At 42.0% G+C, this 14,309-nt stretch carries 13 protein-coding genes; 10 read left to right on the top strand and 3 right to left on the bottom strand.

Annotated elements, in window-relative coordinates:
• The first annotated feature begins 15 nt into the window (after window positions 1-15).
• The 10 genes from Q0486_RS01695 to Q0486_RS01650 are packed head-to-tail and all read left to right on the top strand — an operon-like array spanning window position 16 to window position 9,338.
• Complete coding sequence (locus Q0486_RS01695; RefSeq protein WP_226791149.1) at window positions 16-711, top strand: hypothetical protein; 696 nt, start codon at window positions 16-18, stop codon at window positions 709-711.
• Window positions 701-1,387 (top strand): DUF5045 domain-containing protein, encoded by a 687-nt coding sequence (locus tag Q0486_RS01690; protein WP_299229851.1) that lies wholly within the window; start codon window positions 701-703, stop codon window positions 1,385-1,387. The genes Q0486_RS01695 and Q0486_RS01690 overlap by 11 nt, the downstream gene beginning before the upstream one ends.
• Window positions 1,388-1,447: 60 nt before the next feature.
• Window positions 1,448-2,575 (top strand): hypothetical protein, encoded by a 1,128-nt coding sequence (locus tag Q0486_RS01685; RefSeq protein ID WP_299229850.1) that lies wholly within the window; start codon window positions 1,448-1,450, stop codon window positions 2,573-2,575.
• A 19-nt stretch (window positions 2,576-2,594) separates the two neighbouring features.
• Window positions 2,595-3,191, top strand: a complete 597-nt coding sequence (gene traK, locus Q0486_RS01680; protein ID WP_299229848.1) for a conjugative transposon protein TraK — start codon at window positions 2,595-2,597, stop codon at window positions 3,189-3,191.
• A gap of 12 nt (window positions 3,192-3,203) precedes the next feature.
• Window positions 3,204-3,692 (top strand): hypothetical protein, encoded by a 489-nt coding sequence (locus Q0486_RS01675; protein WP_299229846.1) that lies wholly within the window; start codon window positions 3,204-3,206, stop codon window positions 3,690-3,692.
• Window positions 3,689-4,900, top strand: a complete 1,212-nt coding sequence (locus Q0486_RS01670; protein WP_299229844.1) for a conjugative transposon protein TraM — start codon at window positions 3,689-3,691, stop codon at window positions 4,898-4,900. Before Q0486_RS01675 ends, Q0486_RS01670 begins: the two co-directional genes overlap by 4 nt.
• Before the next feature lie 51 nt (window positions 4,901-4,951).
• A complete protein-coding gene (traN, locus tag Q0486_RS01665; RefSeq protein WP_299229842.1) occupies window positions 4,952-5,839 on the top strand; it encodes a conjugative transposon protein TraN in 888 nt (295 codons plus the stop codon).
• Window positions 5,840-5,842: 3 nt separating this feature from the next.
• A complete protein-coding gene (locus tag Q0486_RS01660) occupies window positions 5,843-6,316 on the top strand; it encodes a hypothetical protein (RefSeq protein ID WP_299229840.1) in 474 nt (157 codons plus the stop codon).
• Window positions 6,317-6,336: 20 nt separating this feature from the next.
• The gene (locus Q0486_RS01655; RefSeq protein WP_299229837.1) at window positions 6,337-8,646 is read left to right on the top strand and encodes a type IV secretory system conjugative DNA transfer family protein; all 2,310 of its coding nucleotides are present in this window, start codon (window positions 6,337-6,339) and stop codon (window positions 8,644-8,646) included.
• Window positions 8,647-8,657: 11 nt separating this feature from the next.
• On the top strand, window positions 8,658-9,338 hold the full coding sequence (locus tag Q0486_RS01650) for a TraX family protein (protein ID WP_299229834.1): 681 nt from the start codon (window positions 8,658-8,660) through the stop codon (window positions 9,336-9,338).
• Here the strand turns inward: Q0486_RS01650 and Q0486_RS01645 are convergent.
• The 3 genes from Q0486_RS01645 to Q0486_RS01635 all read right to left on the bottom strand — a co-directional run bounded on the left by Q0486_RS01645 (window position 9,324) and on the right by Q0486_RS01635 (window position 14,298).
• The gene (locus Q0486_RS01645; protein ID WP_299229831.1) at window positions 9,324-11,423 is read right to left on the bottom strand and encodes a DUF262 domain-containing protein; all 2,100 of its coding nucleotides are present in this window, start codon (window positions 11,421-11,423) and stop codon (window positions 9,324-9,326) included. The genes Q0486_RS01650 and Q0486_RS01645 overlap by 15 nt on opposite strands.
• Window positions 11,416-13,356: a DUF262 domain-containing protein gene (locus Q0486_RS01640; protein WP_299229828.1), complete on the bottom strand. Its 1,941-nt coding sequence runs from the start codon at window positions 13,354-13,356 to the stop codon at window positions 11,416-11,418. The genes Q0486_RS01645 and Q0486_RS01640 overlap by 8 nt, the downstream gene beginning before the upstream one ends.
• A 297-nt stretch (window positions 13,357-13,653) precedes the next feature.
• The gene (locus tag Q0486_RS01635; protein WP_299229825.1) at window positions 13,654-14,298 is read right to left on the bottom strand and encodes a glucosaminidase domain-containing protein; all 645 of its coding nucleotides are present in this window, start codon (window positions 14,296-14,298) and stop codon (window positions 13,654-13,656) included.
• Window positions 14,299-14,309: the final 11 nt, after the last annotated feature.

Here is a 14,309-nt window from a genome sequence, read left to right as displayed (position 1 = left end):
TCATATATCTCTGTCATGAAACTCAGGAATATAAGTATCATATCAGCCGGTATTATAATGCTGTTGCTGCCTGTAAAGGCTTCCGCTTTCATAATACCGAAAGACCTGCCGACCATCGAAGCACTCATTGCCCTGCACAAGGCCATAAAGAAGGACGAGGACAAGGCTCTTACAAGAGTGGCCACAAGCTATGGCGAGCAGTCGCTTATTGAGAAGGGTGCGGAAAAGTTCAATGATGTCCGGACCACTCTGGATACAAGACTGAACAATGCCTATTCGTACTTGGTACTGGCTGGTGCAATCTCTTCAACGGCCAACTCACTGTATCAGCTGGTAACGGAATACAAGGACTTTACCGGCAATACCTTCAGTCATGTATCAAAGAAGCCTTTCGTAGCATGGTATTATGCCGATGCCAACGTGGCAATATCAAGGGAGATACAACACTGCTACAGACTGTATGCATCCGTAGCTGCTTCGGGTATAAACCTGATGAAGGCTTCCATGGATGAGAAGCTGAATCTGGTAATGACACTGAAGGCTTCCATCGACAGGGCAAGGTACATCATAGACAATGCCAATCTGTACTGTTTCCTTGTCACGGACTGCGGATGGAAGCCGGACTATATCTGGGAGATACTGAACTCCAATGTGAAGAATGAGATAGCTGAGCGTGTAATCAATAAATGGAATCAGGGATATGCAGGTTAGAATAATGTTATTGTGCCTGTTCTGTATGTCAGTTACAGGTACAGTTACTGTTGCCAATGCCCAAAGCATAGTCAGTGACAGTGAAAAGCAGAAGCAGTGGAAGTCTATGGAAAACGGTCCGTGGGATTTTGCTCCGGACTGGTATTACTTTTTCCTGCATAAGAAATACTCAGGTGCGGAAATATACTGGAAATGGGACTGGTTCAATTCCGGATTCCGTGTCCGTTTCAAGGAACCAAAGTCTGATGTAAAACGTATCATGCCGGTGCGTGTGACTGCCGAAGAGATGCAGAGACAGAAAATCAAAAAAGTGGAGAGTGAGCGCAAATATATCGAGGAACTGTATAAGGAAGAACTGGCAAGGGAAGCTGACAGAAATGTTGACCTGATGTATGCCACTTACAAGGACGAGTTCAACCGTATGCAGGATTGTATCACGGACGGACTGCTCTACTGTATGCAGAAGAGTGACAGCAAGCTCCGCTATCAGGTGGACGAGCTGAGCCGTCAGAATGAAATACTCTGTGCGGATATAGCCTATATACACAAAACCGGTGTCGGCTATGGGCTGGAGAACGCCAAGCGGCAGAAGGCATACGAGGAAGCCAAATCCAGGATGGCAGAACTGGTCAACAGGACTGCACACCTTTGTGCCGTTGCTGCTACACACTATTAGACATTCTCTATAATTGATAACAATTCAGGTAATAATATTAAACAAATAATATAATCAATCATGAATTTATTGTTTATTCCACTGACAATAGGACTTCCGGCCATTGACGAAAGTCTGGAAAAGCTGCTGACGGCCATGGAGACATTTCCCAATGTGGCCGTTCTCGGTGATGCCGTTTCAATGGCAAAGGCTCTTGGTCTGTGCCTGGCCCTGTCTGTCGGTTCATACGAATGCTGGATGATGATGCTCGGAAGGCGTGGTATGGATGTCATGAAACTGTTGCGTATCATCGGCATTTCCCTGTGTATTTCATCCTCTTCATGGATATGCTCGGCTTTGCAGGTTCCGGGAAAGAGTCTGGAGTCCGCTACATGGGCTATGGCCAAGGCAAAGAATAAGGAAGTGGCGGCCTTCGAGCTGAAGGTGGCACAGAAACAGAGTGAATATCTCGACAGGCTGAGAACCGTGCAGGACTCCATAGCCACGGCAAAGCAGGTGGCCGAAATCGGTCAGGATGCAGCCTGGTGGGACAAGCTGATATATAATGTGGAGAATCTGGGCTCGACCATCAACAACTACGCACAGAGGGCTGCCGTGGCGGCTGAGACGAAGGTCAGTGAATGGATAAACGATGTAATACGCTTTGTCGGGGAACTGATTTTCCAGATGTCGTATTACGGGATGCTCGCGGCACAGAGGATTTTCATGGCCATCATGATGATATTCTGTCCGATCATGTTTGCCCTCTCGCTGGCACAGCCATGGAACTCGGCCTGGAGCCAGTGGATGTCCAAATTCCTTTCCCTCTCGTTATGGGGATTCGTGACCTATATGTGCATCTATTATATAGACTTCATCCTTCTTTATAACCTGCAGCAGGATCTGGTGGCATACGACCATCTGCTTCATGGCTCGGTAAACTCCTGGGAACAGATTGGCGCACTGGGACTGCAGGGAATAGGCTCCAACTGTATGTATGCCATGGGTATGCTCGTGGGTGCCTATATCATACGCTTCGTTCCTGAAGTGGCTTCATGGCTGATTCCGGGAGGTGTAAGCTCGGGTACGGGTTCCGTTGCCGGTTCGGCTGCAATGGGCATCACTTCGGCAGCAGGTACCATGGCCGGAGGTGCGGTAGGTTCAACCATGAAGGGAGCCGGTTCGGCTGTCAAATCATTAGTCAAATAACTTCAAATCTTTTTACAATATGTTTATTGAATCCCTTGCACAGAAAACCAGACTGGCTATGATGACGGTATTTGCGGTAATCGGAGGCTGCACCGTCATCTGTGCCTTTACGGTCTGGTGCTGCATTTCTTTGGTCAATGAGGAAAGGCAGCAGATTTATGTACTTGACGGAGACATTCCGTTTCTTGCCGAGCGTGCACGGCTGGAAGCCAACTTCACCATGGAGGCCAAGGCGCACATACAGCTGTTCCACCAGTATTTCTTCAACCTGCCGCCCGACAACGACTATATCAAATGGACGGTAGGGAAAGCAATGTATATGGCTGACGGAACCGCACTGAAACAGAAACAGGCCATGGACGAGAACGGTTTCTACTCGGACATCATTTCCTCTTCGGCTGTCTGCACCATCATGTGTGACTCCATTCAGTTTGACGAACATGAACGGAAATTCACCTATTACGGTACGCAACTTATCAAGCGCAGGACCAGGGACATCAGACGCTCGATGGTGACAACCGGTTACATCGAGTCCGTACCGAGGACAAGGAACAATCCGCACGGTCTGCTCATTACCGGCTGGAGAACTCTTGAAAACAGGGATTTGGACTATTGATATACTGATATTATGAAATCATTCAGAAGAAAGATACAGGAAAGCCGTCTGAAAACGCATCTGCTTGTCAGGTCGTGGTTGCAGCCCAAACTGGGTGTCATCGGAACAAGATACCGTCTGGCCGCAAGGATAAGACTGGCAAACAGATGGGCGGCAAAGCATCCGAAAGCTACATTCGCAGGTGTAGCAGGAACACTGCTTCTGCTACTTGTCAGTACCGTTGCCATAGATTCCGGTAACGGGAAACAGAGTGAGCCGGATGTCAGTTCGATAGCCGTAATGGAACCGGTGTTTCAGGGATTCCGTACCATCCAGGCAAACAAGGACATTCACCGCAGTGTATTGACGGACATGACGGTGAAGGGACAGTTACTGCGTCATGAACTGGACTCCATGATTGCCATACCTGTAAAGAGCCGTGAGGATTCCTTGCGGATCATCCTCAAATACCGGCAGCTGGAAAATATAGTCAAATCCATTAAAAACAATGATAACCCATGATTAAGATTAATTTCAAACAGCCCAAGTATATCTTTCCGCTGGTCATATTCGTTCCGCTGTGCGCACTGGTATACTTTGTGATGCAGACCTTCTCAGGCAGTGAGGAGACTGCCGGAACGGTAGCTACAGACCGTATCAACATGGAACTTCCGGAGGCTAATGCCGAGGAAGCCGGAGACAAGATGTATGAGATGTCCAGACGTTTCGGTGACGAGGATGCCTTCACAGCCGTAAGCGGTATCGGAGAAGAAAAACAGAAGAAGGAGGAACTGGAACACGGCTACAGCGAGGAGGAGCTGAACCGACTGGATGCAGCTGAAGCTGAAAGACAGCGGCAGCAGAGGGAGCTTGAAGAACTGGAGCGTTCCCTTGCGGAATCAAGAAAGCATATCAATGCATACGCCTACGGGAACGGTCCTTCGGGAAACAGTGAAACGGCTTCCGGCGGTATGGGATATTCCTCACAGGACGAGTTTGCACGTGACCTTGCAGAGATTCAGCGAAGGAGCTATGAACGGCAGAAGGCCATTGAAAGCGGACTGGGTATCAAAGACCCGGAAGCAGAGGAAGCGGAAAGAAAGCACAGGGCTGATTCCATATCCAGAGTACGTCAGGAGGAAAGGGAACGTAACCGTCCGAGTCTGGTAATCAAGTCCGATGACACTAATGCCGACAGGTTCAATACGGTTACTGCTCCGGATGAATTTGCCGAAAACAAACTGATACGTGCCATGATTGACCAGACTACAAAGGCGCATGAAGGTACACGTCTGCGGTTCAAGCTTCTGGATGATGTGACGGTAAGCGGTACAAAGCTGAAAAAGGGAACTTACCTCTATGGAACGGTAACAGGTTTCGGACAGCAGCGTGTCAGGGCATCCATAACAAGTATACTTATCGGTGATAGGTTCATCAAGGTCAAGCTTTCTGTATTTGACAATGACGGTATGGAAGGTTTCTATGTGCCTGAATCGGCATTCCGTGATTTTATGAAGGATGCAGGTTCCAATACGGTACAGCAGAATATCAGTTTTGAATCCAGTGACGGTTACGGTACAGGTATTTCCACGGAGGCCATTGCCCTCCAGTCACTGCAGAACATGTATAACTCTGCAACTTCTGCCATATCTTCCAATATCAGAAAGAACAAGGCAAAAATCAAATACAATACCATCGTTTATCTGATAAACTCGGAGGATGCAAGATAAGTGCAGTTTTTCAATATAAATCTTAATGTCATCAAAATATAATAGTAGAATATGAAAACTAGAATTATTCTGATAATATGCTTTATCACAGGCATAGCCGTACATATGTCGGCCAACGAGAAGATATACATCAACCGGGAAGTGACCACGCACATTGTCATGCCCGAAAACATCAAAATGGTGGATATTTCCACTACTAAAATTATAGGCAATCAGTGTACGGACAATATCGTCCGCATCAAGCCTTATCTGGAGAATGATTCCATATTATCTGAATGTTACAAGGAAAACGAACTGCTGGGTACACTAACCATTATCGGTGAGCGTCATATCGCCCAGTATGACATCCTCTATACCGAATCACCCAAATATGCTTCTACCATCTACAATGTATCTTACAATGAGACACAGTCCTATATCAATCCGGAGGTTTCCATGCCGATGGCTGAGATTGCACGATATGCCTGGGTTGTCTATGGAAGCAGAAGAAAGTTCAACCAGATTGTATCCAATAAAAACGGAATCAGGGCATACATCAACAATATCTATTCCATTGGTGACTATTTCTTTCTGGACTATACGCTGAAGAACAGGACCAGAATTGCATACGACATTGAAGAAATCAGGGTAAAACTTACTGACAAAAAGGAAACAAAGGCAACCAATTCACAGACCATAGAGCTTACTCCAGTATTCTCCATGAACAACACCCGTAAGTTCAAAAAGGACTACAGAAATGTACTTGTGATTCCGAAACTGACTTTCCCTGAAGAGAAGGTGCTCCGTCTGGAGATTTCCGAGAACCAGATAAGCGGACGTGTGGTGGTACTCACCATCGAGTATGAGGATATTCTCAATGCAGACGGCTTCGACTCGGATATTCTGGACGGTGCCGACTATTACCCCTACCATTATATTGATCATTCCATAAAAAGATAGACCATGAAGAAGATTCTGTTCATTCTGTTGTGCTCGGTTGCATTCATCGGTGCATCGGCACAGACCGGAAAGGTTTCCGTCAATGCCGGATTCCTTTTTCCAAGTACGCTGAATGCTACTTTGGGTTATGAGTATCCGCTTTCATACGGAAATGCGGTCGAAGTATATGGTGAGGTCGGGAATCACTGGCAGAAACCGGTATGTCACAATTTCTGGAAAGGATATTTCTGGGATGGCGGTATGGTTTACAAACACCGTCTGGCACGGTACAAGAACGGCATGATGCGCCTTCGTCTTGGGCCTCAGTTCGGTGCGGTACAGAAGAAGTTCTTCTTCGGGCTGGAGGCCGGATTTGAATACAGCTATGTGTTCCGCAGCGGACTGGAGTTCTCTGTCATACAAAAGAACAATGTGAACTTCCTGCATGGGGATACCTTCCGCAACGGTCTGTTGTTGGGTATAAAGATTCCTCTCTGACAATATAAATTTTACGGCGTATGGCATTTGAGGAAACAAGGGAACAGCAGCAGATGTACAACTACTTCAGGAGCTGCATCTATATCTTTCTTATTATTGAAATCATCATGAACCTGCCTGTTACGGCTGACAACAGGGTTACTCAGTTCGTACTCGACCTGCTAGCACGGTTCAGGGTATTCAATTCCGTATCGGGATGCAAGGTGGCCGAACTGATATGCATCTGTATTGTCTGTATCGGCACAAAGGCTGAAAAGTCCCTGAAATTCAATGTAAGGACAATGGTTATCTATCCCGTGCTTGCCGGTCTGACGCTTGTGGGGCTTTGTTTTGTATTCCATGACATGAGTTTCGGATTCAGCTGGCTGGGATTTCCGGCCAACCGTCTTCTGTATGCGGTCTGTTCGGTGGTGGGTACCATGCTGGTACATCAGGGACTGGACAGTATTGCCAAATATTACAACTACAAGGTTGGTGAGGACCGTTTCAATTTTGAGAACGAATCGTTCCAGCAGTCGGAAACGCTGGTCAGCAACGATTACTCGGTAAACATTCCGATGATATACTACTGGAAAAAGAAGATGCACAGAGGATGGATCAATATCATCAATCCGTTCCGTGGTACGATTGTACTGGGTACGCCGGGGTCGGGTAAGTCTTTCGGTATCATTGACCCGTTCATCAGGCAGCACTCAGCAAAGGGATTTGCCATGATGGTATATGACTTCAAGTTTCCGACACTTGCACAGACGCTTTTCTATCAGTACTGCAAGAACAGGAAAGCCGGTAAACTGCCTCAGAACTGCGGATTCCGTATAGTAAATTTTACCGATGTGGAATACTCCAACCGTATCAATCCGATTCAGCGGAAATATATCCCGGATTTGGCTGCCGCTTCTGAAACGGCGGCTACTCTTTTGGCCTCGCTCAACAAGGGAGGTGGAGAGAAGAAGGGCGGATCGGAAGCCTTCTTCACCAACTCTGCGGAAAACTTCCTGGCAGCCATCATCTATTTCTTTGTAAACTTCCATCCGGTCGGATTCAGGAACGGCAGGAAACTGAAGCGTTTCATATCACTGGAGGGAATGAAGCTGGAGATTGTCATACGCAACTGGGATGACTTCAATGCCATCGACAAGGACGGTAACGTGGTGCTTGATTTCGTGGATGAGAACGGCAATGACGTATCGACTGACGAGGACCGTATGTTTGTTGACCTGAACGGATACAGCTATAAGGACAGGACAGGCAGGAAGATACTGATTCATAGGTGCTGGTATGAGGACGAGCATGGCAATGAGGTGGAGCCGGACACTGTAACCGGCGAGTTCTCGGATATGCCGCATGTGCTTTCATTCTTGGGAAGGCCATACGACCAGGTATTCAATATCCTGATGCAGGATGACAGGATTGCTTCGCTGATGGCTCCTTTTAAGAGTGCTTATGAAAACAAGGCGAATGACCAGCTGGAAGGTATGGTCGGTACGCTTCGTGTGAACGCCGCACGCCTTGTGTCTCCGGAAGCCTACTGGGTATTCACCGGGGATGATTTTGACCTGAAGATTTCTGACAAGGCCAATCCGAGCTATCTGGTAATTGCCAATGACCCGGAAAAGGAACAGGTTATCGGATCGCTCAATGCCCTGGTTCTGAATCGTCTGATTACAAGGGTGAACTCAAAGGGTAACATCCCGGTAAGCATTATCGTGGACGAGCTTCCGACACTGTACTTTCACAAGATAGACCGTCTTATCGGTACGGCACGTTCCAACAAGGTAGCCGTGACTTTAGGTTTCCAGGAGCTTCCTCAGCTGGAGGCTGACTACGGCAAGGTCGGTATGCAGAAGATTATCACCACCTGCGGTAATATCTTCATGGGTGCGGCACGTAACAAGGAGACGCTGGAGTGGGCACAGAATGATGTGTTCGGAAAGGCAAAGCAGACTTCACGCTCCGTTTCCATCAATGACCACAAGGTATCAACCACAATCTCTGAGAAGATGGACTTTCTGGTTCCTGCAGCCAAGATTGCGGATATGGCAACAGGCTGGCTGGCCGGACAGGCGGCACGTGACTTTACTGCTACCGATGACAGTATGCTTGACCATTTTGACATCGAGCAGTCGGAAGAGTTCAAGACCACCAAGTATTTCTGCAAGACACACTTTGATATGAAGAAGATTAAGGACGAGGAAAAGCACTATGTTTCTCTTCCAAAAATATATGAGTTCAAGAACGACAAAGAGAAGGAAATCCTGCTCAACCGTAACTTCAAGCGTGTGAACCAGGAAGTGGAGGATATGGTAAAGGAACTTCTCGGTATCAGTTAAATATGTAATTTATGAATATGACCTTAAAACCGGCATTCGGACTTAGCGGCAGTGCCTTGAAAGTCATTGCCATGATTTCCATGGTGATAGACCATATTGCTCTCTATCTGATGGAGCACGGTACCGTATTATACGAAACGATGCGCTGTATCGGGCGCATCGCTTTTCCTGTGTTTGCCTTCCTGATAGCGGAAGGGTTTATTCATACAAGAAGCAGGTACAGGTATTTCTTTACTCTGCTGGGCTTTGCCGTAATCAGTGAAATACCCTGGTATCTGCTGAATGGTGCTGACGGGACACATAATGTGATGTTTACACTGGCTTTGGGTGTGGCCACGCTTATGGTTCTTGAAAATCTTTTGCAACGTAGTCTGGTACTGGGATTCCTTTGGACGCTTGGCATGGCCGGACTCGCTTTCTGGCTTGGAGTGGATTATGAGTGGAGAGGGATTCTTGTTATTGTTATATTTTATCTTTTTAATGTATATGGACACTCTTTCCCATATAGTAGAGGTATGCAATTTTTTTGCACATTTGCTTTCATGATGCAATATGGGGTTATTGGTGTTGTAATGGCCTGCATGATTATTTATCTATATGACGGAACAAGAGGATTTGTACAGGGAAGCATAGCCAAATATGGATTCTATGCTTTCTATCCTATACATCTATTCTTTTTATCTATTTGCTAAAAAGACATCATATGCTATTACAATTTGACGAATAACGTTCAATGAATTACTCATATCTAACGACACATAGAAAACATATCTTTCTTCCTCTCGAATAAAGCCGACAGTTTCAACTAGATTTCTTTCTTCTTCCGATAAAGAATCACCATTCCATATGAGTTTAATCTTATATTGTTCATTATGATCCTTTCTGTACTGAATATGAAATCTAAATGGATAATTATCATTGTAAATTTTGATTACAGATTTCCATCCACTTTTATCCATCCAACATATCCAACCATTTGAAAGAGTTTTATTTTCATTTAAATGACTTTTCAAATAATGATAAAGATGCATATTTTTTACAGATACAGGCTGCTTATAACAATTTTGCACACATTCTATACCATATTCATTACGGTACTGAATACGTTTGGTGTTACAGTATCCTAATAAATAATCGTGTTGTACAAATTCAGCCCATTTATTTTCAGGTTTTTCATCATAACTACTTTTTATTTCATCCAACTTTGCATTACGTTCTTGCTTAGTCATATCAATAAACAGTTGTAGAAATTGTTGAAATCTATCTGAATTATTATACATTATTTCCTTCCATTGGGACGACGTAAAGCCAAAAAAGCAATCATCCAATGGATATTTAGGAAGATATGTAATCAATGCTTGACGCACGGAATCACTTGTCCACCCTACATCTTGCTTCTGGTCAAATAAGAGATTGAAACATCGGCTATTGATTTTAAAATTCTCAAGTGAAAAACTTTCTCCTAACTTAGACCAGTTAATCATTTGCTTGATTTCACCATTCCAGAATGGATGTGACTGCAATTCCCATATTGCTTTTTCGGCTGAGTATCCTAAACTGTTGCAAATATTTATTTTTTCCAGTTCATGTCCATTAAATATATTGCTGGAAGATTCTTTTTCTGTAAGAATGTAATCATACCACTCCTTAGAAGATTCTTTATACTCTTTTAAAAACGTTAGAAATGGTAAATTTTTTAATTTATTCCTTCTGACATGATTCTTAACAGTCTGGTAAACACGTTCATACTCATACAAATCTTTCTTATCTTTCAGCCTTTCTGTAAGTAAGGCTTTTAAGACATAGAAGTCACCATCTTCTTTGCTATCTCCATACAGTCTTGCAATTTCAAGTATGTAATTTCCATCGTTTATTTTATACAACTCAATTATAGCATTCATGTATTTTGCAATGTCTTCAATGGTAATCAGTCCAGCATCTTCAACGGGATTGATACGACTATGCTCGTGTAAGGTTTTCAATTCAAGAACGATTCTTATCATATTATTCATCGCTGTATCAATTGAATCTATATTCCTTTTACCCCTAAGCTGTTTTTTATAAAAAAACTCTTCCCAATCATCCCATTTCTTTCCATAGAACTCTTTTTTTGCAGAAACTTTCAATAAACGGGGCTTAATTTGTTCGGAATCTGTCAGTTTTTCTCCACGACTATTCATTGTAATATAAAGCTCCTCTCCCTGAGATGTCATATCCACATCAAAGTACCAGAAAGTTACGTGATTAAGTATTCTTTCAAGTTGTATGTTACAGCAATTCTTTAGTTCTGCCTCAAATACAGATAATGCTCCTATCATAGACGTTATAGTGGTATCGTCTTTATAATCTCTTTTATACCACGTCTGGTCAGTTACTGCATCTGCATTTTTTATTCCAGATTTAAAAAGATTTTGAAGAAATGACTCTGTATAAGAGCGTACACGGTAGGAGAATGCCTGAATATTCTGATTGAGTTTTAACATGTCAATAAAATGTGCCAGATTATCCTTTCCCTCATCTACAGCAAGATAATAACAAAGCAACAGAATAGTGGTATAACGTTGCTGTCCATCTATAAGATAATGTTCTGCCCCTGACTTGTAGGAATATAAAAAACCTATATTAGCATCTCCCTGTGAAAGTTTCTGATCAAGATCTTTTAAAAATTGAATTAATACACGTTTGTTCTTGACTGCTCCCCAAACATACTCACGTTGAATTTCAGGGACAACAAAGTTGAATCCTTCCAATAGTTCTTTTATATTTAATTTATCCATTGTCATGACAGTTTTCCTCCAATTTTTTATTATCCGTAAGTTCAGGGAATGAAAGATAATCAGCAAGGCTTGAGTCTATGCTGATTGCTGTTCGTTTAATATCTTCATCTGACCAAAATATCTCATCCTCATCAATCCCGTTCTCATTGATATTTCTCATTTTTGACATAAATACATCCAATGTATGTGGCCGTATATAAGCATTAACATCGTCCATTAAGTGTTCGCTGTATATTCTGACCATCTTCATTATTAGTTTTTTGTTTTTGTAGCTTTTATTTATGCTTTCATGCAATAGTACAATATTTCCGATAGAATTCAATCCCCTTCTGTTTTCTTCAATTAAAAGCTCTACGTCTTCTTGAGTCATAGATTCTTCATCAAGTTGTCTTGTTTGTGAGCGTACATGTTCTTTATCTTCTGAAGGCGTTCTTTTAAAATATTGCTGTTTCAAAGGCTTTATTACTTTATTTGTTTTCTTTCCCTTCTGTATTGTATGTGGCAGAATATCAAGTAAGGGTAAAAGTTTAAGGGTAATATCACTATTATACCAGTTCATAGTTGAAGTATTGAGAATATCTTTTCGAAGATTTCTCAAATTTTCTTCCAATGCTTCATTTATATCACCATTTAGTATGCTGAGAAGATTGATTTCACCTCTTTCCATTTCTCCATAAAGAGAGGCCAACTGATATCGTATCAGACGTTTGATTTTTTCTTTGAAATCAGCTTTTCCCCTAGCATCTTTCCATATTTTGTACAGTAACTCAAAGGTGATGATATCACTCTTGAAATTGTACATAAGGTACCCAACAAGATTATAAATTTCAGAGTCATTGTACCAGTCTACAAGCGTCAAATGAAGTTCCTGCAATTCTTTATATAATTCAAGATGATCATCTTCTGGGCGACTGTTAAAATCTATTCCGTTTTCAAAATGTTTTAAATTTAAGTCTCTATTTTTCTCTTGTTCATTGAATAATGTTGACTTAAATGCTTCGAAAAAGGCATAATAAAGCAAGTCTATAGGGTAATCACTATAATTGAATGAACGGTTACGTTCAATTCTATTAGGTAAAAGCTGCTCAAAATATGCTCTCACATCTTTTTGTGACCACCAGAGGTTCATTTTATCTATCTCTACACCGAGTTTTACACGATATTCATGTATTTTACCATTAGATGATACTTTGATATTAATATTAAAATCTATATCGTCATTAGTAAACTGGTTGATGGTCTTTTGCGATATAATGGTCGGATATTTTTGCCTGGCTGCTCTTGTTATCAGAATTGCTCTTACCAAATCAGCACCATCAAGGTCTACTTTACCTCCATTTAAACTTGCAAAGACCGTTTCTTCTTCACCGGATTTCACTTCGTTGACTATAAGTTTGATATGGTTAAGAATTATATCAGGGTACAGTTCATTGGGATGATTATCAAACCATTCTTTTACACTCTTTGCTACTTCCATGATATAGAACTGGTCTTTGCTTTCTGCATCATTAGGTTCAATGTCACTCATCCACAAATAGCCGGTCTGAATTTTCTCTTTTAAGAACTTATTGGTTGAATCTCTGACGGAGTATTTGAATATATTCGAATCAACCGGTATTATCTTATCTGCAAGATTGCGTTGCATGAAGGAAAGGATTATAAACAATGTCGTTAGTCGTTGCTGGCCATCAATGACATTCATATATGTTTTCCCTTCAACGCTCTCTTTTGTAAGAGTTATGTTTTGCAAGCAGTAAAATTCTTCATTGTTTCTTTTCTTGCTAAAGTTATACAAGTCATCTAAAAGCTGCATTACGTTATTGGAAGTCCATTTATAACCACGTTGATATTCTGGAATATTGAAGTACTCACAATTTCGTTCCTTTAAAAAATGCTGAAACAAGTATTGGGTATTATAAATGAGGTTATTCATATTTCAATAGTTATAATATTTCTCTGAATCTCATAATGATTAATACTGAAAAGATGGAACAATTTGACTTGCTCTTCTTTTTGTAAACTTTCTCTTATTAGAATTTTTGTTTTTCTAAACTTAAATTCAACTGAGATAGCTATCCATAACTTTTTATTGATATAGCATGTAAATATAAAGAATTACTTTTGAAGGTTAATCGACTCTTTGTATGATATTTCAATTAAGCCTCCACTCATATTTGAGTATTTGAACTTGAAGTCTTAGTCAATTTCTAAACATGCTCATAATTATATACTAATTAAAGGAACTTTTCAATATCTTAATAATTTCATAAACATACCTTGGATCTTCCGCATACCCAATCTCATCAAGCCAAAGCAAATAGTTTCCACCTTTGTACTTATATTGCACTTTAGTGTAATAAGCTCTGACACTTTCCGTCCAATGATTGAATTCATAGTATTTCCCTGTACGTGGATTGGTAAGTCCAAAAAGATTGTGTTTATTCCGACATACTGAAGAACGGAACCATCCGGTCTCCAGTATAGCCTGAGCCAATACGATTTTGGGGTATAAGATTCTGTTTCTTATGATTTCTTTATAAAGGTTAGGGATGGTAAGTTCAGGAAGATTGTTTTCTGATTTAGTAATATCATCTGTTTTCTTTTGCTGTTGTTCTGTTTTCAGGGATGCTTTTCTGTCACTATTCCGGCTGTTATCTTCTGATTTATTCTGATTGTCAGGTCTAACTGTCGGGGTATCATTTACTATTATCTTATTCTTTTCCCCTTCTGTAACATCCTTTCCTACATGCTTATAGGCCTCTTTTCGTCTTTCTGTTGGCAAAATTCCCGAATCTCTGGTTATCGTATAGAACTGTGCCGATACGCTTATCGGCAGCAGCATTAACATCAGTGAAATCAGAATAGTGTTGCGCATTTCTTTTTCAG

Origin of the sequence: uncultured Bacteroides sp., assembly GCF_937912035.1 — a bacterium.
In the GTDB taxonomy this organism is placed as follows: Bacteria; Bacteroidota; Bacteroidia; order Bacteroidales; family Bacteroidaceae; genus Phocaeicola.
The sequence above is the reverse complement of the archived record's forward strand: the minus strand, read 5'-3'. Positions and strand labels throughout refer to the sequence as shown.

What these genes read in the sequence shown, in the direction of transcription:
- Q0486_RS01695 (WP_226791149.1), top strand. Translation starts at nt 16, where the DNA reads ATGAAACTCAGGAATATAAGTATCATATCAGCCGGTATTATAATGCTG.
- Q0486_RS01690 (WP_299229851.1), top strand. Translation starts at nt 701, where the DNA reads ATGCAGGTTAGAATAATGTTATTGTGCCTGTTCTGTATGTCAGTTACA.
- Q0486_RS01685 (WP_299229850.1), top strand. Translation starts at nt 1,448, where the DNA reads ATGAATTTATTGTTTATTCCACTGACAATAGGACTTCCGGCCATTGAC.
- traK (WP_299229848.1), top strand. Translation starts at nt 2,595, where the DNA reads ATGTTTATTGAATCCCTTGCACAGAAAACCAGACTGGCTATGATGACG.
- Q0486_RS01675 (WP_299229846.1), top strand. Translation starts at nt 3,204, where the DNA reads ATGAAATCATTCAGAAGAAAGATACAGGAAAGCCGTCTGAAAACGCAT.
- Q0486_RS01670 (WP_299229844.1), top strand. Translation starts at nt 3,689, where the DNA reads ATGATTAAGATTAATTTCAAACAGCCCAAGTATATCTTTCCGCTGGTC.
- traN (WP_299229842.1), top strand. Translation starts at nt 4,952, where the DNA reads ATGAAAACTAGAATTATTCTGATAATATGCTTTATCACAGGCATAGCC.
- Q0486_RS01660 (WP_299229840.1), top strand. Translation starts at nt 5,843, where the DNA reads ATGAAGAAGATTCTGTTCATTCTGTTGTGCTCGGTTGCATTCATCGGT.
- Q0486_RS01655 (WP_299229837.1), top strand. Translation starts at nt 6,337, where the DNA reads ATGGCATTTGAGGAAACAAGGGAACAGCAGCAGATGTACAACTACTTC.
- Q0486_RS01650 (WP_299229834.1), top strand. Translation starts at nt 8,658, where the DNA reads ATGAATATGACCTTAAAACCGGCATTCGGACTTAGCGGCAGTGCCTTG.
- Q0486_RS01645 (WP_299229831.1), bottom strand. Translation starts at nt 11,423, where the DNA reads ATGGATAAATTAAATATAAAAGAACTATTGGAAGGATTCAACTTTGTT.
- Q0486_RS01640 (WP_299229828.1), bottom strand. Translation starts at nt 13,356, where the DNA reads ATGAATAACCTCATTTATAATACCCAATACTTGTTTCAGCATTTTTTA.
- Q0486_RS01635 (WP_299229825.1), bottom strand. Translation starts at nt 14,298, where the DNA reads ATGCGCAACACTATTCTGATTTCACTGATGTTAATGCTGCTGCCGATA.